This is a genomic window from Oceanospirillum linum (assembly GCF_001995095.2).
Taxonomy (GTDB): Bacteria; Pseudomonadota; Gammaproteobacteria; order Pseudomonadales; family Halomonadaceae; genus Oceanospirillum; species Oceanospirillum linum.
Genome location: NZ_MTSD02000001.1, coordinates 1101207 through 1127340, shown reverse-complemented (window position 1 = coordinate 1127340; position 26134 = coordinate 1101207). Strand labels below are relative to the sequence as shown.

At 49.1% G+C, this 26134-nt stretch carries 20 protein-coding genes and 1 rRNA gene; 11 read left to right on the top strand and 10 right to left on the bottom strand.

Translation table 11 applies throughout. The features are described from left to right. Positions 1-164 precede the first annotated feature (164 nt). Positions 165-280, top strand: a 5S ribosomal RNA gene (gene rrf / locus BTA35_RS05190). 198 nt (positions 281-478) lie between these two features. Here rrf and BTA35_RS05185 read toward each other — a convergent pair. Further along, on the bottom strand, positions 479-1024 hold the full coding sequence (locus BTA35_RS05185; protein WP_160055326.1) for a hydrolase: 546 nt from the start codon (positions 1022-1024) through the stop codon (positions 479-481). Positions 1025-1124: 100 nt separating this feature from the next. On the opposite strand from BTA35_RS05185, the gene BTA35_RS05180 reads away from it, so the two are divergent. Continuing rightward, positions 1125-1961 carry a Tim44 domain-containing protein gene (locus BTA35_RS05180; protein WP_077243316.1) on the top strand — a complete coding sequence of 279 codons (837 nt, stop codon included), beginning with the start codon at positions 1125-1127 and terminating at the stop codon, positions 1959-1961. Between the two features lie 63 nt (positions 1962-2024). Here the strand turns inward: BTA35_RS05180 and yaaA are convergent, their stop codons facing one another. Beyond that, on the bottom strand, positions 2025-2801 hold the full coding sequence (gene yaaA, locus BTA35_RS05175) for a peroxide stress protein YaaA (protein ID WP_077243315.1): 777 nt from the start codon (positions 2799-2801) through the stop codon (positions 2025-2027). A 299-nt stretch (positions 2802-3100) separates the two neighbouring features. Here yaaA and amt point away from each other — a divergent pair, with 299 nt between their 5' ends. After that, on the top strand, positions 3101-5305 hold the full coding sequence (amt, locus tag BTA35_RS05170; protein ID WP_077243314.1) for an ammonium transporter: 2205 nt from the start codon (positions 3101-3103) through the stop codon (positions 5303-5305). Positions 5306-5443: 138 nt separating this feature from the next. Beyond that, a complete protein-coding gene (locus tag BTA35_RS05165; protein WP_077243313.1) occupies positions 5444-6352 on the top strand; it encodes a DMT family transporter in 909 nt (302 codons plus the stop codon). Between the two features lie 57 nt (positions 6353-6409). On the opposite strand, the gene BTA35_RS05160 is transcribed toward BTA35_RS05165, so the two are convergent. Then, positions 6410-6853 carry a DMT family transporter gene (locus BTA35_RS05160; RefSeq protein ID WP_202931168.1) on the bottom strand — a complete coding sequence of 148 codons (444 nt, stop codon included), beginning with the start codon at positions 6851-6853 and terminating at the stop codon, positions 6410-6412. A gap of 404 nt (positions 6854-7257) precedes the next feature. On the opposite strand from BTA35_RS05160, the gene BTA35_RS05155 reads away from it, so the two are divergent. The 3 genes from BTA35_RS05155 to BTA35_RS05145 all read left to right on the top strand — a co-directional run bounded on the left by BTA35_RS05155 (position 7258) and on the right by BTA35_RS05145 (position 9181). Next, a complete protein-coding gene (locus BTA35_RS05155) occupies positions 7258-7764 on the top strand; it encodes a tetratricopeptide repeat protein (RefSeq protein ID WP_160055323.1) in 507 nt (168 codons plus the stop codon). A gap of 146 nt (positions 7765-7910) precedes the next feature. Beyond that, a complete protein-coding gene (locus tag BTA35_RS05150) occupies positions 7911-8390 on the top strand; it encodes a 3'-5' exonuclease (protein ID WP_077243311.1) in 480 nt (159 codons plus the stop codon). 440 nt (positions 8391-8830) lie between these two features. Then, entirely contained in the window at positions 8831-9181 is a 351-nt protein-coding gene (locus BTA35_RS05145) for a hypothetical protein (RefSeq protein WP_077243310.1), read from the top strand. Positions 9182-9246: 65 nt separating this feature from the next. Here the strand turns inward: BTA35_RS05145 and BTA35_RS05140 are convergent, their stop codons facing one another. Beyond that, positions 9247-9768, bottom strand: coding sequence for a DUF501 domain-containing protein (locus tag BTA35_RS05140; protein WP_077243309.1), 522 nt, complete (start codon positions 9766-9768; stop codon positions 9247-9249). A gap of 158 nt (positions 9769-9926) precedes the next feature. On the opposite strand from BTA35_RS05140, the gene BTA35_RS05135 reads away from it, so the two are divergent. Beyond that, positions 9927-10391 (top strand): hypothetical protein, encoded by a 465-nt coding sequence (locus BTA35_RS05135; RefSeq protein WP_077243308.1) that lies wholly within the window; start codon positions 9927-9929, stop codon positions 10389-10391. Between the two features lie 95 nt (positions 10392-10486). On the opposite strand, the gene ybaK is transcribed toward BTA35_RS05135, so the two are convergent. The 4 genes from ybaK to BTA35_RS05115 form a co-directional block, all read right to left on the bottom strand. Then, positions 10487-10960, bottom strand: coding sequence for a Cys-tRNA(Pro) deacylase (ybaK, locus tag BTA35_RS05130; RefSeq protein ID WP_077243307.1), 474 nt, complete (start codon positions 10958-10960; stop codon positions 10487-10489). 37 nt (positions 10961-10997) lie between these two features. Continuing rightward, a complete protein-coding gene (locus BTA35_RS05125; protein WP_077243306.1) occupies positions 10998-11390 on the bottom strand; it encodes an acyl-CoA thioesterase in 393 nt (130 codons plus the stop codon). A gap of 66 nt (positions 11391-11456) precedes the next feature. Further along, the gene (locus BTA35_RS05120) at positions 11457-12308 is read right to left on the bottom strand and encodes a hypothetical protein (RefSeq protein WP_202931167.1); all 852 of its coding nucleotides are present in this window, start codon (positions 12306-12308) and stop codon (positions 11457-11459) included. After that, positions 12308-13294 carry a zinc-dependent alcohol dehydrogenase family protein gene (locus BTA35_RS05115; RefSeq protein ID WP_077243305.1) on the bottom strand — a complete coding sequence of 329 codons (987 nt, stop codon included), beginning with the start codon at positions 13292-13294 and terminating at the stop codon, positions 12308-12310. Before BTA35_RS05115 ends, BTA35_RS05120 begins: the two co-directional genes overlap by 1 nt. 384 nt (positions 13295-13678) lie before the next feature. On the opposite strand from BTA35_RS05115, the gene BTA35_RS05110 reads away from it, so the two are divergent. Both BTA35_RS05110 and BTA35_RS05105 read left to right on the top strand, forming a co-directional pair. Next, complete coding sequence (locus BTA35_RS05110) at positions 13679-15313, top strand: methyl-accepting chemotaxis protein (RefSeq protein ID WP_077243304.1); 1635 nt, start codon at positions 13679-13681, stop codon at positions 15311-15313. 245 nt (positions 15314-15558) lie between these two features. Continuing rightward, positions 15559-17193, top strand: coding sequence for a methyl-accepting chemotaxis protein (locus BTA35_RS05105; protein WP_077243303.1), 1635 nt, complete (start codon positions 15559-15561; stop codon positions 17191-17193). A 102-nt stretch (positions 17194-17295) separates the two neighbouring features. On the opposite strand, the gene BTA35_RS05100 is transcribed toward BTA35_RS05105, so the two are convergent. Together BTA35_RS05100 and BTA35_RS05095 are read right to left on the bottom strand one after the other, a co-directional pair. Further along, positions 17296-18483: an MFS transporter gene (locus BTA35_RS05100; RefSeq protein ID WP_077243302.1), complete on the bottom strand. Its 1188-nt coding sequence runs from the start codon at positions 18481-18483 to the stop codon at positions 17296-17298. Positions 18484-18830: 347 nt separating this feature from the next. Further along, positions 18831-20798: a methyl-accepting chemotaxis protein gene (locus tag BTA35_RS05095; protein WP_077243301.1), complete on the bottom strand. Its 1968-nt coding sequence runs from the start codon at positions 20796-20798 to the stop codon at positions 18831-18833. A 364-nt stretch (positions 20799-21162) separates the two neighbouring features. Here BTA35_RS05095 and BTA35_RS05085 point away from each other — a divergent pair, with 364 nt between their 5' ends. Further along, positions 21163-26121 carry an alpha-2-macroglobulin family protein gene (locus tag BTA35_RS05085; protein ID WP_077243299.1) on the top strand — a complete coding sequence of 1653 codons (4959 nt, stop codon included), beginning with the start codon at positions 21163-21165 and terminating at the stop codon, positions 26119-26121. Positions 26122-26134: the final 13 nt, after the last annotated feature.

Here is a 26134-nt window from a genome sequence, read left to right as displayed (position 1 = left end):
CCAAAATGGTCTGACCTTGCTGTAAACCGTGCAACAACACGGAAAGACAAACGATCGGATACGACACAAGATACAAAGATCAAACGATAAACCGCAATACAGAATTTAGCCCTAACACGGCACAAAGCATTACAATCGATTGGCATCGATCTACAACCTTTTTGCTTGACGACAATAGCGTGTAGGAACCACCTGACTCCTTTCCGAACTCAGAAGTGAAACTGCTCAGCGCCGATGGTAGTGTGGGGTCTCCCCATGTGAGAGTAGGACATCGTCAAGCGCCTTATACTGGCTGACTGTGTAAATAGTACACAGACAGCCCAAAAGAACCCCGCTTCATTGAAGCGGGGTTTTTTTATGCCCGGGATTTATGTTTGGGCTAGGGGTGGGTTCGGGCCTGAAAGACGTAAAAAGTGTGGGTTGAATATAAAGAAGCGAACGAGTAATACACCGTTTGAAGCAAGCCGCTCAAAGACGATCAGCGGAGATAACCTTTGCTGATTTTGCGGAAGGACTCAGTATTACATTTATGCAGCCATTCAAAAGCGACCATCTCTTTGGTAACCAGCTGAATACCATTTTGTTGCATACGGATCAGGGCGGTGTCGTAATCAGACGCTTTACGGGATGCTATAGCATCGGTGACAACATAAATGTCGTATCCAAGTTCTGAAAAGCCGAGGGCGGTCTGCAGGAGACAGACATGACTTTCAGCCCCTATAAGAATTAACTGCTCTTTGTTCAGCTTATTAACAGATTCGACAATATGGAGTTCTTCCGCAGCAGAGAAATGTTCTTTTTCCAGAAACACGGCAGATGACAGGTAAGGTATAAGTTGGTCGCTGGTATGTCCCAGACCTTGCGGATATTGCTCTGTTACAATGGTAGGGATGGCTAAACTATTAGCAACTTCAATCAGCCACTGGCTGTTGAGCATCAATTGTTCTGCATTATGCAGAGCAGGAAGCAACTTTTCCTGAATATCGATGACTAATAGTGTTGAGTTGGTAGGGCTGATTAACATATAAAGCTCCGTAAAGAGTTTGTTGTTATGGTTGGAATGCGCTTCCTGCGCCCCCATTACTCAAGCATAACGGATAATAAGTAAACTAACAGGTAACTTTATGCAGCGTATAGCAGTATGGTTTTTTGCTTTCTTTATGGTTCTGGGTACAGGTCTGGATCATGCTGAGGCAAAACGATTGGGTGGCGGTAAGACGTTTGGCTCTTTCTCGAAGAGTACAACAAAATCGACAGGCAGTAATAGCTACACTCAGCCATCCAAGACAAATGCAGCTACCTCTACAGGAGCCCGTAATAGCAAAATGGGCTTTTTGGGGCCTTTGGCAGGTTTAGCAGCGGGTGGATTGTTAGCTTCAATGTTCTTTGGTGATGGGTTTGAAGGCTTTCAGATGTTCGACTTTATTCTGATTGCTCTGGTTGTGTTTATCATCTTCAAGTTAATGGCCCGGAAGAGACAGGTGTCCCCGGCTGGAGCATCTTCTGTAGGCTACCAGAAAGAGGCTTTTAAACAGCAGGAGCGTACTTTTGATACAAACCTTATGGGGGGCGGTGCTCAGGTTGAACCTCAGGTTCCGGATTGGTTTAATGCTGAAGGCTTTGTGGAGCGGGCTAAAGGGCACTTTGTTCATCTGCAGCAGGCTTGGGACAGTAATGATTTGGCAGAGATTCAGGATTTCGTAACCCCTGAACTGTATAACCTGCTCTCTGAAGAGCGTAAAGCACAGGCTGAGACCCCGAACACTGAGGTAGTTAATCTTGAAGCTCGCTTGGGCGGTGTAAGCCAGCAAGGGTCTTTGGCGGAGGCAAGTGTTGTGTTCTCTGGTCAAATCCGTGAGAACAGCTCTGTGCCAACTGAGTTCAGTGAGACCTGGCATCTGGTGCGCGATATGCGCCAGGAAAATGCTAACTGGTATCTGCAGGGAATTCAGCAAAACTGATCGTTTCTTTTTTGCGCATAAACGGAAAGGCTGCTTAAAGCGGCCTTTCTTTTGTTTGTCTATCTATTCGTCATGGTCTCTTAGGAACACCCACTCGTTCCCCTTACTTTGCTCTTCGCTGAAGTAGTAGCCGTCGACATTAAATGCTTTGATTTGCTCAGGTTCTGTCAGTTGCTTCGTAATGACATAGGCAGCCATTAGCCCCCGTGCTTTCTTCGCATAGAAGCTGATCATCTTGTATTGACCATTTTTCCAGTCTTTGAAAACCGGCGTGATAGTCTCCGCATTCAGTTGTTTCGCTTTGACCGCTTTGAAGTATTCATTTGAGGCTAGGTTGATCAATACTGGATTGGGGTCTTCAGAAAACTCGTTATTCAAAGCATCTGTTAATTGCATACCCCAAAACTCATAAAGATTTTTACCGCTGTTGTTTGCAAACTTGGTGCCCATCTCCAGGCGGTATGGCTGAATAAGATCCAGCGGTTTCAATAGTCCATAGAGGCCTGACAAGATTCTCAGATGGTTCTGTGCAAATTTAAAGTCTTTCTCTGAAAAGTTTTCTGCATTTAATCCTGTGTAAACATCCCCTTTAAAAGCCAGGATAGCTTGCTTGGCATTGGCTGCTGTAAATGGAGTCTCCCAGCTGCCGAAGCGGGCTACATTTAGTGCGGCCAATTTATCACTTAGCTTCATCAGGCTGGCTACTTCTGCCTGAGAGAGGACTTTTAATTGATCGATAAGCTGTTGGCTTTGCTCGAGATACTCTGGCTGGGAGTGGATATCAGTGACTGGAGCGGATTCAAAGTCCAGTGTTTTAGCAGGCGATATAACGAGTTTCATAGGTTCTACCTGAAGCCGGAATCATAGGGAAGTCAGCGGTTACACTAGCGGATGGGTGGTTAAAAAACCAGAGCATGTTTCAGTGTTGTTTTGACCTGAAATGGTGCGTTTATTTTATCTGTGAGACTATTTGGTGCGTATGACAAAGTTGTTTCATCTGGATCGTTAAGTTTGTTTGGTTTCAATGTTTAGTTTGATTGCTTGAGCTTGGTTGATATTTCTGTTTTAGCTATAGGCATAGGTCTTGCTTTGGTAAACGCATCAAAAAATAGTGAAATACTTCGTTTAGGGTGTGTTTTATGGATGCTGCAAGTGTGCAAAGTAATCTTGATCTGGTCTGGGTCATGGTCTGCGCTGCATTGGTGATGTTTATGCAGGCGGGGTTCACCGCACTGGAGTCAGGGCTGACTCAGGCTAAAAACAGTATCAATGTTGCGATCAAAAATATAACGGACTTTATTATCTCGGTACTGGCTTTCTGGGCTGTGGGCTACGCCATTATGTTCGGGGTGAGTTCGGGAGGTTTTTTTGGCACATCAGGCTTTGCTCTGTCAGGTATGACAGAGGCCAGTGATTTTGCTTCTTTTGCCTTTCAGGCAACCTTTGCGGGTACTGCTGCAACAATTGTCTCCGGTGCTGTAGCAGAGCGTACTAAGTTTCTTGCTTATGTGTTGGTTGCTGTATTCACAACCTGTGTGATTTACCCGATTTCCGGGCACTGGATCTGGAATGCTGATGGTTGGCTGGCACAGCAAGGCATGATCGATTTTGCAGGCTCTACAGTAGTGCACTCGTTAGGTGCATGGGTAGGGTTAGCGGGTGCCGTAGTCGTAGGGCCCCGTTTGGGTGTATTTGGTAAGGACAAGAAGATCACAAAGATTCAGGGGCATAGTTTGGTTCTTGCCGTGGTGGGAGTTCTGATTCTTTGGTTTGGGTGGTTTGGCTTTAACGGCGGGAGCACTCTGACCGGCGATGCCAGTATCGCTAAGATTATTGCCAGCACGATGCTATCAGCTGGTGCCGCTGGTTTAAGTTGCTTCTTTATCTCTATGGTGATGCATGAACGTCGTGAGATCAATGTAGAAAAATTGCTTAACGGCGTTGTCGGTGGGTTGGTTGCTATTACTGCGGGCTGCGCTGTTGTCGAGCCCGCAGGAGCTGTCGCTATCGGTTTTACTGCTGGTGCGGCACTTTATTTCGCGGAGTGGATTATCCTGAATATTATGCGGGTTGATGATCCGGTTAATGTGGTTGCTGCACACGGTGTTTGCGGTGCTTTGGGTACTATCCTGCTGGTGTTTTTTGCAGATGAGGCGGCATTAGTCAATGGTAGTGTTATCGATCAGTTAATGGTTCAGTTGACGGGTGTATTTACTGTCTTTGTTTGGGGATTTGGTCTTGGTTACCTGGCTTTTGCACTACTGAAAGCTTTTGGTGTTTTGCGGGTTCCGCCTGAAGATGAAGAGCGTGGGCTGAATGTCAGCGAGCATGGTGCCAGTTCTGCTCTGTTAGACATGCAGAATGCGATGCAATTTATTATTAAAGATGGAGACCTGACTCGCCGGGTAAGTGTTGATCGAGGTAGTGAGTTTGAGCGCCTGGGGGCTATTTTCAACCTTTTTCTTGATAGTTATGAGAGGGCGATTGGTGATATTAAGTCTGCATCGACTCAATTGAATGGCTATGCAAAAGAGATGACTAAAGCCAGCGATGAGCTTGATGCTGGGGTTACGCAGCAGCAAGAGCAAAGTTTGCAGATTACGACAGCAATTACTCAGCTTTCTGCTGCCGTTAAACAATTAGCTGCCAGTGTTAAAGAAACCTCGCAGCAAACGGAAGAAGCAACAATTCAGTCCAGTAGCGGCCATGATCTGGTGAAGGAAAGCGTCAGGGATATACACATGCTGGCTGAGAGAATTGCATCGGTCTATGACGTTACGGAACAGGTGCAGTCTCAGGCCGGGGCGATCACTCAGATTCTAGAAACGATTGAGGGGGTGGCAGACCAGACCAACCTTTTGGCATTAAATGCGGCTATTGAGGCCGCGCGTGCAGGAGAAGCCGGCCGTGGTTTTGCGGTGGTTGCCGATGAGGTTCGGGCTCTCTCCCAGCAGACACAAGGCTATACACGCAGTATTCAGGAAACGATTACGGAGCTGCAAAATCGTGTACAGAGTGCAGTAACTCTGGTTCGGGGCGGTCATGAGTTGGCGGACAACAGCGTCGGGACAGTAACTCGTTCCGGTGATGCGTTTGAAGCTATCAATGATATGGTACACGCGATCAATAGTAGCAGTGTTGAGATTGCGACCGTTGCAGAGCAGCAGTCTCAGATTGCATTGGAGGTTGATGCTAACATTCGTCGAATTGATGATGTTGTACAGCAGACTGCCAGTGAAGCACATGCTCTCAATGGGCTGGGGCATAATATTGAAGCCCTGGCATCTGAGCTTCAGGCATCTGTTTCGGCTTACTCTGTCCGGAACTCCTCAGTGATGCACTAATAAAAAATATCATTGGAATCAGAGGTCATTTCTGTCATCGGAGTTTATGGTGTCGTGGTGCCCTGATTAATTCGCTCCATAGGCGTGCATGTTGTTATCGGTTAACATCCTTGCTGAACAAATGGCAAGGGATCGACTATGTTTCAGCGCGTGTTATCCGTTTCACCTTATTGGTTATTGTTACTGACAACTCTGTTTTGGGCCGGGAACTTTGTTCTTGGCCGGGCGGTACATTTAGATGTGCCTCCTATCGGGCTGAGTTTTTGGCGTTGGTTGACTGCTTTAGCCATTATTCTGCCCTTTGCTATTCCTCATTGGAAAGAATCACGACATGTGATTCGGAACAGCTGGCCGATTTTACTGACGCTCTCAGTTTTTAGTGTGGCCTGCTTTAATACGCTTATTTATATTGGACTGCAGACCGCCCCTGCCAGCAATAGTATTTTGCTGCAATCGGCCTGTCCGGTGCTAATTCTGGTTATCTCCTGGTTATTTTTTCGTGAAAAGGTCACCCTGCTGCAGGGGGCTGGAATGATGATTTCGTTGTTTGGCGTGGTGGTGGTGGTGACAGAGGGTAGCCCGTCCGCGATTGTTGGAATGGACTTTCTGAATGTCGGGACAGCCTGGATTCTTTTGGCCGTGCTATGCTGGGCGATCTACTCCAGCCTATTAAGGTTGCGACCTGATGGGTTGAGCCCCTTTGGCTTTTTTGCACTTACGGTTCTGATTGGCGTCGTGGTGCTGTTTCCATTCTATCTTTATGAAACCTTCTCCGGGAGAGCTATGCCATTGAGCTGGATCTCTGTTGGTAGCGTCCTTTATGTTGGTATCTTTCCATCGATTCTTTCTTATTTGTTCTGGAATAAAGCGATCTCTGAATTGGGCGCTGCAAGAGCGGGTCAGTTTATTCATCTGGTGCCGGCTTTTGGTATGGCGATGGCAATTCTCTTCCTTGGAGAACCCTTGCGAGGTTTCCATATCAGTGGCTTCCTACTGATTTTGGGGGGGGTTTGGCTGGCAACTGTGATTGCTCGCGCAAGAGCCTGATAATGGAAAAGATGCTAAGGGTGCTTAAGGCACCCTTTTTTGTATTTTACGCTGACGTTAATTGAAGCGAATCAGGAGCACACCGCCAAATAACATCAGCACACCCAGGATCCGCCAAAGATTGATATTGTGCTCCGGAAAGGTTGCCCAGCCAAGATGATCCAGAACCAGAGACATAACGAGCTGGCCCGCAGCAAACAACGCTATCATTGTGGCGGCCCCCAGCCGGGGAGCAAGGAAGGCTGAGGTAGCGACAAAAAGTGCTCCCATTAAACCCCCGGTCCAGGCCCACCAGGGAGCTTCTTTCAGGCTTGATACTTCAGGCCACTGTTGGCGTGCAGCGATAACAACGATGAAAAGTGCCACAGTACCAACAACAAATGAGATGAGTGATGCCCATATGGCACCTGAGCTATGAAGCGCCAGTGTGCTGTTTACGCCTGATTGAACTGGCATAAAAGCACCGGCGGTTAATGCCAGAGCAATCCAGAAAGTAAGCAAAAGGCCTCCTGTATATAGTTGAGATAGGCGAGGGCTGTATCGTACGGCCTGAAAAGGTGTTGGTTTTCCCCCTCAGGGCAATGCTATCAATAAATATATTCGGATGCTTGCGGCATTTTAATCAGGCTGATTATGGGACCTGCCATGAGCTTCTGAAATATAGCTTACTATTCAGACACTGATAGTGTGTTGGTTTGGCCTTGCTGGAGAGCCATCGCTTCTGTTTATGAGTGGAAAGAAAATAATGAGGTGTAACGGTTTTTTTGCCATGGTGTGAGTATTTTACTCGTTTTGTATCGATAAACATATTTTGTAGCCTTGTTACTTAAGCGCACAGTGTTAGAATGCCGGCTCGAAAATTGACTGCTCAGTTAAAAATAAACCAAAGTATTTTGTGGTTGCTTATGTCTGAACAAATTGGCGTTATGACCCGGCTGAAGTTTTTGCTGGCTGAGAAACTGTTTCACTCTTCGGTGCTGCGCCACTCGAGACTGAGACATCAATGGGTGATGCGGCTGTTTAAAGAGTCCGCTAATGAAGGCCATCTTAAGGCTCTTTCCGTTTATGGCCATCTGCTCTATTTCCGCGGGATCTCACCGCTGGACAAGGGCCGAGGGGTAAACTATCTGCTGGATGCTGCCCGTCAAGGTGATATCAAGGCTCAGTACCAGATGGGGTGTATCTTTGAGATGGGCTATGGCCATCTGCAAAGAAGTTCTGAACAGGCGGTACGTTGGTTTGTTCGTGCTGCGGAGCAGGGGCATCCCTTAGCCTGTCGCCGCATGGCAAAGGCCTGCACCGAAGGCGAGTTAGGTCTGGCTATTAACCCGGATCAGTCCGAATACTGGGAGAGAAAAACCCGGCATAGCCTGGAAAAGGCAAATGGCATGAACCTCTCTTTGAATCTATAATCTGCCTATTGGCACACGGCTTGCTGTTTATATTTAATTCAGATGCCGTGTGCGAGGTGCACAGCGGATGTGTACTGGTTGTCCAAGTGGTTGGGTCCGCAAACTGGGACGAGTGAATTTTGACAACAAACGATAAGCAGAATCAGATGCCATATATTATTGACGTTGAAGCTTCAGGGTTTGGTCGGGGAAGTTACCCGATTGAAGTAGGTTTTGCTCGCCCTGACGGTAGCGTATTCTCCTGCCTGATCCGCCCTGAGCCCGAGTGGGAACACTGGGATGACAGTGCTGAGCTGGTTCATGGTATTCCTCGGGCTAAATTGCTGGAGGATGGGCGGTCGGCACGCGAAGTTGCCGAGAAACTCAACGATGAGCTACGGGGTGAAGTGGTTTATACCGACAGCTGGGGTTTTGACAGTACTTGGCTATCGTTACTTTTTTACCATGCTGGTTTGTCACAGTTGTTTCGGTTGGAAACACTAAGCAAGTTGTTAACCGAGAAACAAACCACTATTTGGGGGCAGGTTAAGCAGCAGGTTGCACTGGATTTGAACATTGATCGCCATAGGGCAGGACCTGATGCCCGAATGTTACAACGCACCTTCGAATTAACCGCAGCGGTCTGATATTTCAGGCCGTTTTTATTTCACCCTTTCTACAGTCACTCTGATGCGGTTGCTATGGGATAGGAGGGGCTGTTGCAGGTGCTTGAGCCGTGTAGAGCTTCAGAAAAAGGGCCTGATGAATCAAGCCCTTAGATATTATTTCTTATTCGGCATCTTTCAGGATATTGCTACGGATAAAGCGAATACCGAAATATGAAATCACCAGACAGCCACCAACAACGGCCAAGCCAGCGAATACTGCAGCGTCAAAATACATAGTAAAACCTCATTATCGTTTTAATTTCAGACGGGCAATTTAATATTTTTGTTACCAGAAAGCACCTTTTAGCAGGGGATTGCTTAGAATTATTTAGAATAAGGCTTAATGCATGATTTCTGTTTTGAGTTTTCACTCTGCTTGAGCATAATAGCGGTTAGTTTTTTAGTTACTGGTAGGCGACATGCAGAAAAAACAACCGAAGAAACCTGTCAGTGTTCACTGGAAGGTGCGCCTGACACGGGTAGGCCATAAGCAGTTTCTGGCTCGGACGCTAAGTCTTTCTGCTAAGCACCTGCATATCGAGAGTGAGTACAATCTGAAGGCAGGTGAGAAAGTAAAAGTTGAAGTGTCAGCGCTGCATGAGGGGGTCAAAAAAGTCTTAGTCGTTGTTGGCTTGATACGCAGCTCGATTTTGCTTTCAAATGGCTACTCTTATGGGCTGGATGTGATGATTGAGAAGATTAGCGAGGCGGATCAGGCGTTTATTGACGACTATATAAGAGCGCGTGAAAACTTAATTGGAGCCCGTTAAAATATAAACAAGGCAGCAGTCGCTGCCTTGTTTCGTTTGTGGGCAGATATCGCACCGCCTTAGCATTAAGGGATCAGGTCAGCGATAGCAAACGTTTCATCCATCCACTGACCAACAACATTGTAGCCGCAGAGGTGGTGGGCATATTGAGTATGAAGGCAGCGAACAGTATCCCAGTTGGCTATACCTCCAACCCCTTTTTCTTTCAGCAGCTTAACGAAGCCCGCCTGTTCAGCAAATACCTGTTCTTCAGGTGACATGTAATGCCACCGCTGGTCAATATAGTCCTGATGGCTGGCATGATATTGAGCCAGAAACTCAGGGTCTTCGATCAGGCGCTCCTCCAGTGCTTTAATCTCACCCCTGGCCTCAATATGGCTGATCTCCTTTTTCAGTAGTTCTGATGTCATCCAATAAAGTGTCGGGAAAGGTTTTTTGTCTACGATGGAGTGCATGCGAACGACCAGAGGAGTGCCTAGGCTATCGGTGGCACTTATTGCCTGAATCCCTCGGGGGGCGCGACCTATCTGCTGCTCAATTTTGTCAATTAATGCTGGGGTTGGTGTTATATCTGTTTTTTGGTACATCTATCTGTTTATCCACTCAGTCTTTACTGCGTTTGGAGGCCGCTTTCCAGTATAATGGCTGGCAAATTTGAACCAAAAAGAACTCTCTTGACTCAAAGTTATCTGGTTATGATCCAGAGACGATTTATTTTGACTCAGAAAATATAGGAAAGCGAATAATGAAGAACTTGTTGCGTGCCTGTACGCTGGTCGCTGCGTTTATTACTTCCGGTACAGCCACCGCCGCCGCAACGGATTATGCCATAGGGACTGATCTGATTCGCTGGTTTGATCCGGTGCAGGATGGCGGCATGGCCAGCCTGACATTCCAGAAAGCTCTGGGCCGTGAGGATGCCCTGTTTGTGGACCTGGCTAAGAAAGACGACCGTTACCTGGTAGGCGTGGATTATAAAGTATATAACCAGCGTTACTATTACGGTTCTTTTATGCAGGTTGGGGCACTGCTGGATATCGATAACAGTACCCGCCTCTACATCGAAGGGGCCATGGGCTATGAGTTTACACCATCCACAAACTGGGTTGTTTCCGGTGATGTACAGATGCTGTATGGTCCGCGGAATCCATCGACAGGTAAAGAAGAGCCTTGGTTTGTGCCGCGCTTGCGTGTGATGTATGCGTTCTGACGCGCTATCTCAGATATAAAAACCCTCTGTCGTGGGCTCCAATATCGGGTATCCGCTGATAGCGGCCACCTGATATTGGAGCTGACGACGAGGGGTTAGTCTGCTTTGCCTATGCTGGCCCATTTGCCATTTGTCAGAGCCAGAAGGTCGTCCGGTTTGAGTGCGATCTCAAGGCCACGTTTACCGGCACTGACATGCATAACCTCAAGCGTTTGAGCACTGGCATCGATAAAGGTCGGCAGGTGTTTTTTCTGCCCTAGCGGACTGATGCCGCCCACCACATAGCCGGAGGTTTTCTCCGCCAGTGCCGGCTCCGCCATCTCCATCTTCTTACAGCCAAAGGCTTTCGCCAGCGCCTTAAGATCCAGAATGCCGGATACAGGTACTACGGCGACGGCCAGTTTGCCGTCATTACTTTTTGCCATCAGGGTTTTAAAAACCAGATCTTCTGATAAACCCAGTGCAGTGGCGGCTTCGCCGCCGTAAGACTCGGCACCTGCATCGTGTGTGTACTCTTTGATCTCGTATGGAATACCGGCTTTTTTCGCCTGACGGATTCCCGGGGTCATAACGAAACTCCTGATAATATCTTTGGCCAAGAGTGAGTTAAGCTTGCTGCAGCTGTTCCAGCTCCTGGCGGTGGTGAGCGGTCAAAGGCTGGCTTTTTTTATCCGCAAAGCTGTAATGCACCATGGTTGCGATACCCTTGGCACCCATTTTTCCATCCTGCCAGGCCTCCTGGCAGATCTGAAATGAGGAGTTACCAATATGACCAACATAGGTCTTAATGGTGACGTCCCGGCCATAGAAAAGCTCTCCGGTGTATTCCACTTCGATTTTAGCCAGAATCAGTTGCCACTTTTGCGGATCCAGATCCGGAGTAAAGATATGGAACAGATCATTGCGGGCCTGTTCAAACCAGATCGGAAGCTTGGTGTTATTAATATGACCGAGAGCATCGGTATCACAAAATGCAGGTTTAATGATTTGTGTGTACATAGGTATCCTTAGTTATTGTTTTCATCACCGTTGATCGGTCAGCAGGCCCATAACAGGTCTGAGGGATTAGGGTTCAACGGGGGCTTTGCTGATCAGAAGCTGTCTTAGTCTGTCCATATAGGGTGGCGCTATAGCCAGATAGAGGGTCGCCAGGGCCAGCGAGAGTAATGTCCCCCACAGAAGGCCAAGGAGTGGGTAAAACCAGGCAACCCCAGTAGCATAGACCATCAGGGAGCCTAACCCTGTTGGATAGTGTTTGATCACGGTCAGCGCCTTACCGGGGCCGTAGGTCCGATGCATCAGGATCAGAAACGGAAACATGGATATCGGGAAGGCGGCCAGAATACCGGCGGTAGAAGCGGGTACCAGATGGGCTGCGCCGGTAATCAGAACGACAATCATCGCGGCAGTAACGGCCCGAAAGAGAAGTACAGATACCGACATGGCAACCCGCTTTGTGACCTGAGTTTCCGGGATATGCCGGTAGAACCAAAGGCAAGCCAGAATCGCCAGAGTTGGCAGGCCAGCGGCGGTGACCAGATTCAGCTGCAGCTGATCAATAGCCAGACCTGAAATCAGAAAAAGCGCAATACCGGATGTACCGGCAAGGGCTATGGCTATCCAGCTCCCGGTTTCCTGTTGCTGTTGTTCCTGTGCCGTTGTCAGACGGTTCAGTCCAAAAAGATAGCCGGTGGTTAACATCAGGGTACTGGCAAAACCCGCCAGGGTGTACACCGCCCCTTCAGCCGCAAACTCAGGGCTGATCTCGTAGCCGATAAAGAAAAGCGCGATGGCAGTACCCAGCGGATAACCGGAAAGTAAACCCGCAATACGCGGGTTTACATGCTCTGCAATCAGCGACAGACCAATAACGGTGGCGATGGAAACCGCTATTTTAATCAGAAGCAAGGTCGTCATTAGCGCAGTAACACCACTTTACCGATGGCGGTTCCTGCCTCAACCTTGTCATGGGCTTTAGCAACCTCTTCAAAGCTGAACATATCGGCATCCAGCAGGGGCTTAATATAACCATCTCCGACCAAGCTGCCCATGGCATCCACCGCTTCTGCCTGAGCGTCAAAATCCACACCATGAACCAGTGGTGTTGCGATAAAGACAACATGCAGGGTCAGATTCTTACCGTGCAGGGGGGACAGGTCATGGGTTGAACGAGCCGCAATGGTGACCACGGTGCCACTGACTTTTGCTGCCTGGAAGGAGAGATCCATGTTATCCGTGCCCACGGTATCAAACACCACATCAAAACCTTTGCCATCGGTGCAGCGGGCCACATACTCTTCCACGGATTCATCGCGGTAGAAAATCACTTCATCGGCACCCAGATTACGGGCGATCTCCGCTTTTTCCGGTGTAGAAACGGTGGCAAAAACGTTGGCTCCTGCCCATTTGGCAACCTGAATTGCAACGTGACCCACGCCGCCTGTGCCTGCGTGAATCAGTACGTTATCCTGCGGTTGAATCTGAGCGCGTTCCACCAGGGCTTTCCAGGCGGTAATAAAAACCACCGGCAGAGCAGCAGCTTCTGCAAAGGCGGTATTATCCGGTTTTTTGGCAATCAGGCGGGCATCCGCCAGCATATAGTCCGCCAGAGCGCCCTGATAACGTTTGATACCGCCGGCAAAACCAAAGACTTCGTCACCCACTTCAAAGCGGTCTACACCTTCTCCTACCTCAGTGATAATACCGGAAACATCGCCATGCAGAATCGCAGGGAACTCTGGGTTTGCCGGAACCGCACCAGCTCGTATCTTGGTATCCAGAGGATTCACACTGCTGGCAGCGACCTTGATGATGACATGTCCTGGTTCAATGACGGGTGCAGGCATTTCGGTGGATTCAAATACATTAGAGTTTCCGTACTGACGGATTACCATCGCTTGCATAGTTAGGCCTCGAGGTGGTTGTTTTTATGTTGCAGAAAGTCGTCTTTCAAAGCGGATTCATTCTGGCTTTTATGCTGAATGCTTTCAATAAAACAAAATGATCAGACTGATGAATCCATATCATGTTAAACGTCGCATTAGCTAGATGTTATCGACACTATAAGTTGTTTTGATAGGTTTTAAGGCATAAGGCGTTATGGCTGGGCGTTTTCTTTTTGCAGTGCAACAAAATAAAACAGTTCGTAAGTTGATGCAGGTCATACAAGACGGTCTAATGCAGTATTCAAATTGAGTTTGCTCTAATTTAAGAGCAGCTTTTTTAGGCCGAAAAATAACAATCGCACTGGGCCATAAACTAATACTATCATCACAGTGAGGTACTCCATGGAAACTTTATTACGCCGCTTTCATATACAGCATCGAATATGGTTTATGCTGCTACTGGCTTTTATTAGTATGGCTCTTCTGTTGTATATCACGCTCAAGCAGGAGCGTGCTAGTTATAATGAGTTGAAGCTAACGGAGCTACGACACCTAGCCCAGTCAGCGACTGCATTGCTGGAAGAGTTTGACCGGCGTGTGCAAACAGGTGAGATGACGCTTGGGGCTGCTCAGAGTGAAGTAAAAAGTCTGATTAACAGCATGCAGTTTGGTCAAAATGATTATTTCTGGATTATGGACCTTGACGGTATCACCATCATGCACCCGGATCCTAATGAGATAGGTAAGGGGGTCTCGAATACAGTTGATATTAATGGTAAATATTTTCTAAGGCCTGTGCCTAGTGAACTGGCTGCTAAAGGTGAAAGTATTTCAGAGTACCATTGGCAGAGAGCTGGGGCATCGACGCCATCCCCTAAGATTTCTTACATTCTAGCCTACAAACCTTGGGGCTGGGCTGTTGTAACCGGTGTATATGTTGATGATATTGAGGATGCTTTCTGGCGGCAGGCTTATTCTGTTATTTCGGTCTCTGCCCTTATAGTAAGTATCATCGCCTTAATTGCCTGGTCGATTGCCCGTAGTATTACTCATCCGCTTAAGCTAACGGTTCAGGCAATGGAGGGTATCAGTCGTGGTGAAGGCGATCTGACAGTGCGCTTAAAGGAAGAGGGAAGTGATGAGATTAGCTTGCTGACTCATTATTTTAATAGCTTTGTAGAGCGTATTCATCAGGTCGTGATTCAGACCGGAAAATCCTCAGAGGCAGTGTCGGCAGCAGCAGAGGAGCTTTCTTCCATTACCAGTGAAAGCAGTACAACGATTACTCGGCAAGCTAAAGAAACCGATCAGGTGGCAACAGCTATCGAAGAGATGTCAACAACGGTTCATGAGGTCGCTCAGAATGCAGGTCAGGCAGCGGGAGCTGCAAATAGCGCAGATCAGGAAGCACTTCAGGGTAAACAGCAGGTAGAAAGTGCAATTAAGGCGATTCATGATCTGACAGGCCAAGTGAAAAACTCTGCAGATGTGATTCAGAAGCTTCGTTCTGACAGCGAAAATATTGGTGGTGTGCTGGACGTTATTCGTAATGTTGCTGAACAGACTAACTTACTGGCATTAAATGCAGCGATTGAAGCTGCCCGCGCTGGAGAGCATGGTCGGGGGTTTGCTGTTGTGGCCGATGAAGTCAGGACGCTGGCACAGAGAACTCAGGAGAGCACCGATGAAATTCAGGGAATTATTGAGCAGCTGCAAAATGGTGCACTGCAAGCTGTTTCAGTAATGGATGAGAGCCTGAGTTTTACGGAGGCAACGGAAGCAACCGCTGCAAAAGCGGGTGAGTCATTGGATCGTATTCTGGCCTCTGTAGAGTCGATTCGGGATCAGAATGATCTGATTGCCAGTGCTGCGGAAGAGCAGTCTCTGGTTGCTGAAGAGATCAACCGGAACGTTGTGAATATTGTAGACCTTTCCCAGACGACATCGGAGTCTACTGCCCAGGTAAACCAAGCCAGTGAAGAACTGGCAAAGCAAGCAGATAACTTACACAACCTGGTTCGGCAGTTCCGGGTCTGACTGAGCTCAAAAAATACTCTGAAAGCGGAGCAGCTATTAGCTGCTCCGCTTTTTTTTGCTTAACAATTATTGCACACTGAAACATTAAGTAACGCTAATAACTTGATTTGGGAAAGCGTATATCGTCGTATGAGGACATAACAAAAAACTCGAGCGTACGTTAGGTTGATACCCTGCAACTAAAAAAGCAATAACAGGGTATATCCAGCCACTTCGCCTCCGTGTATAAAGCTAAGGAACTTCTAATGGAAACAACTTTCCGCCGTATCCCGATACAGTTGCGCATTTGGCTGCTGCTGATTCTGGCTTTTGCCTCTATCAGTATCCTGCTGGTCGTCTCCCTCCAATATTCCCGTGATGGTTATACTGAACAGAAGACAGGTGAGCTTCGACACCTGAGTGAATCTGTTATAAGTATGCTGGATGGACTGAACTCACAGGTTCAGTCCGGGGCATTAAGCTTGGCTGAGGCTCAGGATCAGGCTATGGAGTTAATCGGGCCAATACGCTTCGGTCATAATGATTACTTCTGGATTCAGGATCTGGAAGGTATCACGCTGATGCATGTCAGCGACAAACTGATCGGCAAAGATTTGAAAACCATTAAAGATGTGAACGGTAAGTACTTCTTTAACGGTATGGATCGGGCACTTGCAGACTCCGGCGATTTTATCACCGAATACAGTTGGAACCGGGCTGACTCAGATAAACCTGTACCTAAAATATCCTATGTTCTGGCTTATAAGCCCTGGGGTTGGGCCATTGGTACCGGCGCATACATTGATGACATTGATACGCAGTTCAAGCGTCAGCTGGTCTCTGTATTATCCGCTGCGGCTGTGATTATCGGCATTATGGCAGTCGTTGCCGGCCTGATTGCCCGGAGTATCACCCGTCCACTAAAAATGACGGTGGCGGCAATGCAGGATATCAGTCAGGGCGAAGGTGACCTGACGTCCCGCCTGCGTGTACGTGGCAATGATGAAATTACTCAGCTGACGTTCCATTTTAATGCGTTTGTAGAGCGTATTCATCAGGTAATTATCCAGGCGAGTCAGTCTTCAGAGGCTGTATCGGCTGCAGCAGAAGAGTTGTCTTCGATTACCCGGGAAAGTAGCCGTACGATCACTCAGCAGGCAAAAGAAACTGATCAGGTTGCGACCGCAATTCATGAAATGTCTACTACGGTGCATGAGGTTGCACAGAATGCCGGTGAAGCAGCGGCGGCTGCAAATCGTGCGGATGAGCAAGCTCGTCAGGGTAAGACGCAGGTGGAGGATGCGATCCGGGCGATTCATGATCTGAACGGACAGGTGAAAAATTCAGCGGATGTGATTCAGACACTGCGCTCCGACAGTGAGAATATCGGCAGCGTACTGGATGTTATCCGCAACGTAGCGGAACAAACGAATCTTCTGGCATTAAATGCTGCGATTGAAGCCGCCCGTGCCGGAGAGCATGGCCGGGGGTTTGCTGTTGTTGCCGATGAGGTACGGACACTGGCTCAGCGCACGCAGCAAAGTACGGATGAGATTCAGGGTATGATCGAGCAGTTGCAAAGTGCAGCAATGAAAGCTGTAACTGTGATTGATGAAAGCCTGAAATATACCGAAGCCACTGAAGCGACTGCAATAGAGGCGGGTGGTTCATTGGACACTATTCTGGCAGCGGTTGAATCTATCCGGGATATGAATGATATGATTGCCAGCGCAGCAGAGGAGCAATCATTGGTTGCTGAGGAGATTAATCGCAACGTGGTGAACATTGTTGATCTGTCTCAGACCACATCGGAATCTACCGATCAGGTTAATATCGCCAGTGACGAATTGGCGGGGCAGGCAGATACATTGCACAACCTTGTTCGTCAGTTTAAGGTCTGAGGCACTTATCTGATCAGGAAAAGCCGCCGGGATGTTTCCTTGGCGGCTTTTTTATTTCAGGCTATCCCCTAATCTGGAATAGGACTTTGCTGCAAGGTCCCTTTAATGCTTTGAGGTCAGTGCAATCAGTCCGCTGGCGCACACTAATGTAAGCACTAATCCTGTAATACCAAACCATTGCCAGTGACTCCAGAAATAGCCTCCCACCGAACCGATCAGGCTTGAGCCCGCATAATAAAACAGCAGATACAGAGCTGATGCCTGGGCCTTATATTCATTACTGGCCTGCCCTACCCAGCTGCTGACGATGGAGTGCGCTCCAAAGAAGCCAAAGGTAAAAATTCCCATTGCGGTAATAATCACCTTTAGACTATCCAGGGTACTCAGCAGCAAGCCGATGAACATCAGCAGTATGCAGATCAGAAGTACAGGGCGAGGGCCAAACTTATCTGCTTTAGCTCCCATCCATGTGGAGCTGAAAGTGCCCAGCAGGTAGATAACAAACAACCAGCCAATGGCCGCTTCAGTCAACTGATATGGCTCTTCCTGTAAGCGAAAGCTGACATAGTTATACAGTGTTACCAGTCCTCCCATAAGTAAAAAGCCATGCAGAAAGCGTCCAAGCTGAGGCCAGTGCCGGAGGTGATGGGCAAACCCTTTTGCCATGACTTTTAATGAGAGACTCTGGGGTGAGAAGTGTTTTGATACGGGCAAGGCAAAGGCAAAAATAAGACTGCAGGCCAGACTGATACCGGCCAGTACCTGCAGGGCCAAGTGCCAGTCATAGAGCTCTGTCAGTGATCCGGTGATGATACGGCCCGACATGCCGCCGACGGTTGTTCCGCTGACATAGAGCCCCATGGCGAGTCCCCGGCACTGCTGACTGAACTCTTCGTTCACATAGGTCATGGCGATAGAGGCCAGACCGGCCAGTGCGAAGCCCTGTAGACCTCGAATAATCAGCAGCAGACTGTAGTGTTGAACAAAGGTAACCACAAAGCCCAGCACTGACGCCAGCAGCAAAGCCGTCACCATTATGCTTTTTCGCCCGACCCTGTCGGAAAGCCCTGGCGTAAACAGCAGGGCCATCGCCAAGGAAGCTGTTGCGACAGAAAGGCTTAGACTGGCAGCCGCCGGAGAAATATTAAACTCACGGGCGAGCAAAGGGAGAAGCGGTTGGGTGCTGTACAGGTTGGCAAAGGTGACAAAGGCACCGGAAAATAGCGCAAGGCTGGCTTTCCAGAAGTCAGGTTGATGGCGCTGGATAGCAGTTTCAGTGGCTTTAGACATAGATAGCTCCACCGGCACTAACTGATTTTTATCATAAGGGCCGGAGTAAAATACATGGCATATACAAATAACTTCAGATGTTGATTTATCCCGTAGAATGATCTGGATTGACAAACGTATCTGAGCTTGTGATTTTTACTGGGGCAACCGAATTTGATTTTGGCTTTGCAAGGAGGCTGCCTCTGATACTGGCAGTTTTTATTATTGTTGAAGGTGCTTTTCAGACAGAAGCTAAAGTACCTTTGTGAGAAGCAAAGCTCCAGTATCTGATCAGGATATTAGTGATCAGATACTGAAAAGCACCTTTTAGTAGTAACGGTCTAGACAACCGTCATTCTGTTATCAGGTTATTCAGTACGGAATTGGCGCGCCATGCGCTGCAGATCCTGGCTGAGGGAGTCCAGAATCCGGCTGGCCTCCGCCCGCTCTTCACTGGCCTGGGTTGCTTCATCCAAGGTTTGCTGCAGCGCGCCGCTCTGCTGCTGTAGCGCCCGGACCTGACCTGTTTGTTGTTCGGATGAGTCAGCGATTGAGGCGATCTGCTCCCGGGTTTTCAGGGCGCAATGGCTGATATTCTGCAATGCCTGATGTGTTTTACCCGCCAGCTGCAGTGTTTCATCAGACTGGTGCTGCAGGTGCTTCATATCTGTGCAGGCTTGCTGTACTTCATCACCGATGGCCCGGACGATGGATACGATCTGCTCGGTCATCTGGTGGGTCCGGCTGGCCAAATGCCGAACTTCATCTGCAACGACGGCGAATCCGCGGCCATGCTCTCCGGCACGGGCCGCTTCAATTGCTGCGTTTAGTGCCAGTAAGCTGGTCTGATCAGCAATACCCTGAATATCATCAGTGATTTCAGAAATATTATCAGTGCGTTCACTTAACCCCATCACGCGCTGAGAACAACTGTTGAGTTGTGCCGACAGGTTTTTCAGGGCTGAATGTGTTTGCTCAATCTCATCCTGACCGGCCAGGGCTGAGTCCTCTGTGTCCTGGCTGACCTGACTTGCTTGCTGGGCGTTATGGTCGATGGTTGCGATCTGGTCCACCAGTTCACTGATCGCCTGATTAATCGTGTGAACACTCATCTGTTGTTGCTGAGCATTCGTCACGCTTTGCTGGGCGTTTGTTGCAAGCTGACCACTGGCAGACGCCAGGCTGTCAGTGCTATGAACCAGCTGTTGAATCAGTTTCTGCAATTTGAGCATAAATTGATTGAAACTACGGGCTATCAGGCTCAGTTCCTGGCCGCCCTGCTCCGGCAGGCGTGCCGTCAGGTCGCCGTCTCCCGAGGAAATATCCGTTAGGCGGCGGTTTAGCTGTAGCAGGATGCGGCGCACATTCCGGCTAATGAGAATCGCCAACAGTAATCCAATAACCGCTGCAGCAGCACTGGCCCCAATCAGACCTGAACGGGTCTTTCGGGTCAGGAGTTTTACTGTTTCGCTGGTATCATTCAGCAGGGTCAGAATACTTTGGTTGAGTTCAGATGCGGCTATAGAAATCGCTGCACTGGTATTATCCAGGTCCACCTGAACCTTTTGGCGCTTTTGAGTTAACTGGCGACTTTCATTAATAATAAGCCCGACGCCGTCAAGAGAACGTTCCAGCTGATTAACACGATAGTTCAGTTTATCGCTTAACCCCGGTTGATTTAGCTGCTGCTGAAAAGCACGGGCTTCCCCCAGGTAGTACTCTGCTTCTCCCAGAAGATGATCATCCCTGTGAGTCAGATATTGGTGCAGGAAGATACGGGCCTGCTGAAAATTTGCCTGTAATTCACTAACCAGGACTGTTAGTCCTCCCTGATTGCTGTCATTAGCCAGAATCACTAACTTCTTGATAGCGCGATCGGTTCCCCGGGAGGCTGATTCCAGGTTTTCCTGCAGACTTTGTTGCTGACCCATAAAGCCCACCAACTGGTCCCGGAACAGATCCGAGTACTGTTGGTTCAACTGTTGTACCTGGGTGAGCACCTGTTGCTGCTGAGCTGAACTCATGTAGGGGTGCAGTTTTTCCAGGTCAGCGCTGAACGCCTGTTCCCGGGTAGCAAACTCATCCAGCATCATTGGTTGAGGGTTCTGCTGGTAATTAAGCACCAGAATCCGCTGTTGGGACAGGTATTCGCTGATCGCCTGTGCCTGTTCTGTCATAGGCGCGATTTGAGTCGTGGCCGCGGCTACGTCTCGGTCGATCTGTTTCAGAGAAAACAGAGCAATAGCGCTTACTGTAACGAGCAGGAATAAAATAGTAATCGGGGATATCAATACGCGACTGGTAATCGACAATTGATTAAATCTTAGCGTCTGCATAAGGCATGCCGTCTAGGATGTAGGGTTGACGAAGATCGTAGAAGAGAAGGTGGATAATAGTACCTATAAACTTTTCTGAAACTGTAATAATTTGTAATTTATAGTGCTTTTAGTGGGTTAAATCAGGAAAAACAGTATTTTTATGATGAACATGGCGTCGGTCAGAGATTTGAGCTGATATCGGTTCCCACGCTCTTCAAGCCTATTCTGGTCGGGGTAATCGGTTATACTTTGCAACACTCTGTCGGCAGAGTCTTCTTCCTGCTGTTGAGCCGTTTTATTTATTTTTATTGCCTGATTACTCCTTGTTATTGGAGTTTTCCCCGTTACTCTGACAGTGGTTACCCCCACAGGGAATATTTGTATGCCCCATACCGAGATATCTGATCGGCGCGCTCAAACAGGTTTTGCGTTTTTATCCTCTATTTCCGCCGGGGTACTGCGATTGCAAATACTCGGTATGGTGCTGCTGGTTGCGTTAGCTTCGGGTGCTTATGCGGATACTTCTGCAGATATATATGCTGGTTTGCCACTGGAAGTGACTCATATCGGTGAGGTCAGCTATGACGATGGCAATACTGTAGGGATTCGTTTTTCGGTGCCGCTGGATGGGCGAAAGCCTTTCCACTCTTATATTCAGGTTACAAGCAGAAACAGCAATTGGGTGTTGTCCGATGATGGCTTATTTCTTTATTTATTGAACCCTGAACCTGAAAGCCAATATGAGGTACATGTTGCAGAGGGACTGCAGGCGGCGAATGGTGAAACACTGACAAAGCCAAGCTCTGAAACCGTGACCCTGAGCCCGGCCTCTAAAATTGTTCGCTTCTTAAGTGAGGGGCATTACCTGCCTTTGAACGGTTCCGGTGGCCTGCCGGTACAGAGCCAGAATGTACCTCAGGCTAATGTCAGTTTCTTCCGGATAAAAAATGAAGAAGAAGCTTTGCGTACCTTGCTACGCTGGAAACGAAACAGTGCCACAGAAGGTTACTATCGTCTGAATGATATTAGTGAGCTGCTGGATCTGGTTTATGAAGCTCGCTTTGAGTTGAATGCTGAAGCTAATAAGCTGAAAACTGTGAACCTACCCGTGCAGAATATTCCGGCTCTGAAAGAGCCTGGTGTATATTTGGCTGTGATGCGCGATCCGGCACGCTTTGAAAATACCCTATCGGTTAATTGGTTTAGTGTTACTGACCTTGGGGTGCATGTACGCGGTTATCGGGATGCGATGGATGTTTATGTACATCGCTTATCTGATGCCAGCCCTGTGGTGGGTGCCAAAGTAGAGCTCCTGACCCATAAGGGCGAAAACAACCGTTGGTATACTACAACCGGTATTGGAAAAACCCGAATACCGTATCAGGTCGAGCCCTATCATCGAAAAGCGCTGATGGTAACTGAAGGGGCGTCTGTCACATTGATGCCGCTGAATAAGCCTCCGCTTGATCTGTCCCGTATGGGCACCGGTTTCCGTCAGTCCTTGTCGCAGGAGCTGTTTATCTATTCACCTCGGGATCTTTACCGTGGTGGTGATACTGTGACTATTAATGCTCTTCTGCGGGATGAGGATGGTCAGCGTCTGCCGGATACCCCTCTTATGCTGACTCTGGTCCGCCCGGACGGGCAGAAAGTAAAAAGCCTGAGTTGGGTGAGTGGCGGTAATGGTTTCTACAGCTTTGATTATCCGTTGTCCGCCGACGCGAAAACCGGTAACTGGCAGGTGCAGGTCAAAGGCCCGGATAATCAGGTGTGGCGCCATAGCTTTAAAGTTGAAGATTTTATGCCGGAGCGGCTGAAAATCAGCTGGAACCCAGACCGTCAGGCAATGGTGCAGCTGGCTTCGCAGCCCATGGCCATTAAGGTATCAGGTGAGTACCTTTACGGGGCTCCTGCGTCCGGTAATCGCTTTGATGCAGAATTTAAGGTCTCTCCATCAGTACACCCTATCGCTGCGCGCCCTGACTTCTTTTTTGGTCAGCCGAAAAACCGGGACTGGAATCAGGCATTTTCCAGAGGCAATCTGCAGCTGAACCGTGATGGCGAGCTGATACTGAGTGAGCCGCCGGCTTGGAAAGAAACCACAATTCCATTACAGGTACAGATCACCGGCAGTCTGTTCGAAAGCGGGGGACGACCTGTGGTGCGCCGCCATACTCAGCATCTGTTACCTGCAGAACGATTGGTGGGGGTTCGTCCGTTATTCGATGATAAGGTCGCAAGCAACAGTCTGGCGGAATTTGAGCTGATCTATACCAACCTTCAGGGTGAGCTACTGGCCAGTCAGGACCTGACTCTGAAAGTGGTTAACCAGACCCGAAAAACTTATTGGCGTTTCAGTGATAACCGGGGTTGGTACGCCGTGCATACCGATCAGGATATTACGGAGTTGACCCTGCCGGTTTCCATTGCTAACGGTGAGGCAGCAAAGGTTCAGGTGCCAGTGAACTGGGGGCAGTATCGCCTGGAGATTACAGATAACAGTACAGGACTGGTGACCAAACTGCCTTTTGAAACCGATTACGGGTGGGGTGATCCGTCACAAAATACCTCCTTTCCGGATCAGGTCGCCCTGTCGCTGGATAAGCCCGCCTATAATGCTGGCGATAAGGTTCAGTTGACGCTCACACCACCTTCAGCCGGTGAGACTCTGATCCTGGTGGAAAGCGATCACCTGCTCTGGTCGAAACGTATTTCCACACCGAAGGAGGGGGTGATGGTTGAGATCCCGGTTGCTGATGATTGGGCTCGCCATGATATCTATATTACCGCACTGCACCTGCAACCAAGTAACAAAGAAGGGCGTATCACGCCAACCCGTGCCATCGGCATGATCCACTTGCCGTTAGACCGGTCCGGTCGTACCTTGCAGATAGCGACCGAGCTACCGGATAAATGGTTGCCGAATCAAACCGTTCAGGCTCACCTGAAAATAACCGGGGATGATGATCGGCCAGTGGATAAGGCCTGGGTGACTCTGGCTGCCGTGGATGTGGGGATTCTGTCCATTACCCGTTTTGATACGCCGGATCCGGCTGGTTTTTTCTTTGCTCAACGCAGCTATCAGGTGGAGCAACGTGATATGTATGCCGATCTGATTGAACTGAATAAGGAGCACAATGCAGGTATCGCTTTCGGTGGTGATGGTGGCCTGACCCGCGGCGGTGACCTGGCTCGTTCTGAAGTGCAGATTATTTCGCTCTATTCCGGTCGCGTGGATGTAGTCAACGGTGAGGCGGTAATTCCGCTGGATTTGCCGGACTTTAATGGCCGTTTACGTCTGATGGCGGTGGCCTTTGATGACAACCGCTTTGGTCACCTGGAAGAAGAGATTACCGTCGCCGCTCCTCTGGTAACTCAGCTATCTTTACCACGCTTTATTGCGGCGGGTGATGAATCTCAGGTCGTGCTGGATGTCACTAACCTCAGCGGCCAGTCCCGGGAAATTCAGGTGCAGATGCTGGCATCCGGCCCCGTGAGTTTGACGGGCTCTGCTGTATCCAGCCAAACACTGACATTGGCAGATAAAGAGAAACGCACGCTTCATTATCCGTTTACTGCCGATAAACTCAGTGGTCGCATTGAGTTTAATGCCAAGGTGACTGGCTTTCAGGACTACCCGGTGGATCGCCGCTGGGGGCTGATCAGTCGCCAGCCGTATCCGGTAAACACTCACACCAAACACCGTGCTTTGTCTTCCGGTGAACGCCTGGTTCTTGGTACGGAAGAGCTTGCTGATGCTGTGTCTGATATCAACCCGGATACACTGAAGATCGCCGCCGGTCTCAGTAGTACGGTTTCGCTGGATACCCATCGCCACCTGGATGATCTGCTGCATTATCCTTACGGTTGTCTGGAGCAAACCGTGAGCAGCACTTATCCATGGCTTTATGCTTTAGAGGGCCAGCTTGATCGTCAGCTGGAAGAGATTGGGGATGGACAGTACTCACCGGCCTATCAACAGTCTGCCCTGGAAGCGGGACTGGGACGTATCGCCAGCAAACAGAAAAGTAATGGCGGCTTTGGTATGTGGTCTGCCACGGATGAGTATGAGCAGCATTGGCTGACCGCTTATGCCGGTCACTTTATGACGGATGCTGTGAATGCTGGTATCAGTGTTGATTCCGGGATGATGGCGCGAACATTGAAACGTCTGCAGGACTATACAAGAGACCGCGGTAATCTGCGTGAGCGTTGGTCGCCAGAGCCGGACCAATACCGTTTTGCTTATCAGGCTTATGCCCACTATGTGCTGGCCCGAAACAATCGTGCTTCCCTTGCCGATATTCGCCGTCTTGCCCAGAAAGTATCCGGCGAGAGCCCATCTCTGAGTATTGTTCAGCTAGCTGTGGCGGCTAAGCTGCAAGGTGATCAGGAGCTGTCTGACACTCTGATGACAGCCTCATCCAAGCCGGAGAAGTGGCACTACATCGGCCATTACGGTTCTGAAATTCGCGATAAAGCACAACAGGCGCGCCTGTTGGCTGAGCATGATATGAAGAGCGATCGTCTACAGAGCCTGACTCGTTTGGTCAGTGGTGCTTTGAAAAAACGCCATTATCTGAGCACACAGGAGCAGATCTCGATCCTGCAGATGTCTCAGGCGCTGGATAAAGCCGGAGGCAAGCCCTGGCAGGCGGTTGTCCGACTGGGGAGCACAGACAGTGAGCATAGTTCTGATAAAGCTCTCTATCTGACTGCAGAGGGGGCCGATCTGACGCAAGGAGCGGAAATTATCAATAAAGGTGATGCAACGCTTTATGCTGATTTTGCCATCCAGAGTACACCGGAAACAGCGCCTGAAGCCTCGGGTTATGGTGGGGTAAGCGTGGTTCGTGACTTTATGGATGCCACTGGGAAACCATTACCAGTTCATCATGGCAGAATCGCCCTGCAAACCGGTGATCGTGTACTGGTTAGCCTGCTGGTTAATAGTGACAAATTTCGCCCGGACCTGTTGTTGGTGGATCTTTTGCCAGCCGGACTTGAGCTGGAAAATCAGAACCTGTCTGATAGCCTGAAGCTAAGCAACCTTCGTTTGGGTGACCTGACACTGGATCAGTGGTCAGAACGTGCAGATATCCGGCACCAGGAATATCGGGATGATCGCTTTGTCACGGCACTGGCCGCTGGTAAAGATGAGCGTTGGGGGCAAAATGAAGCCACTCGGATTTTTTACCTTGCCCGGGCAGTAACTCCTGGTGTGTACCGGATTCCGAATGCCTTGCTGGAGGATATGTACGACCCTGAGGTGCGTGCAATCAGTGACTCCCCGGGGATGTTGGTGGTTTCCCCGTCCGGTGCCGGGGCGTCATCGGACTAGCGGTGCGACAGAC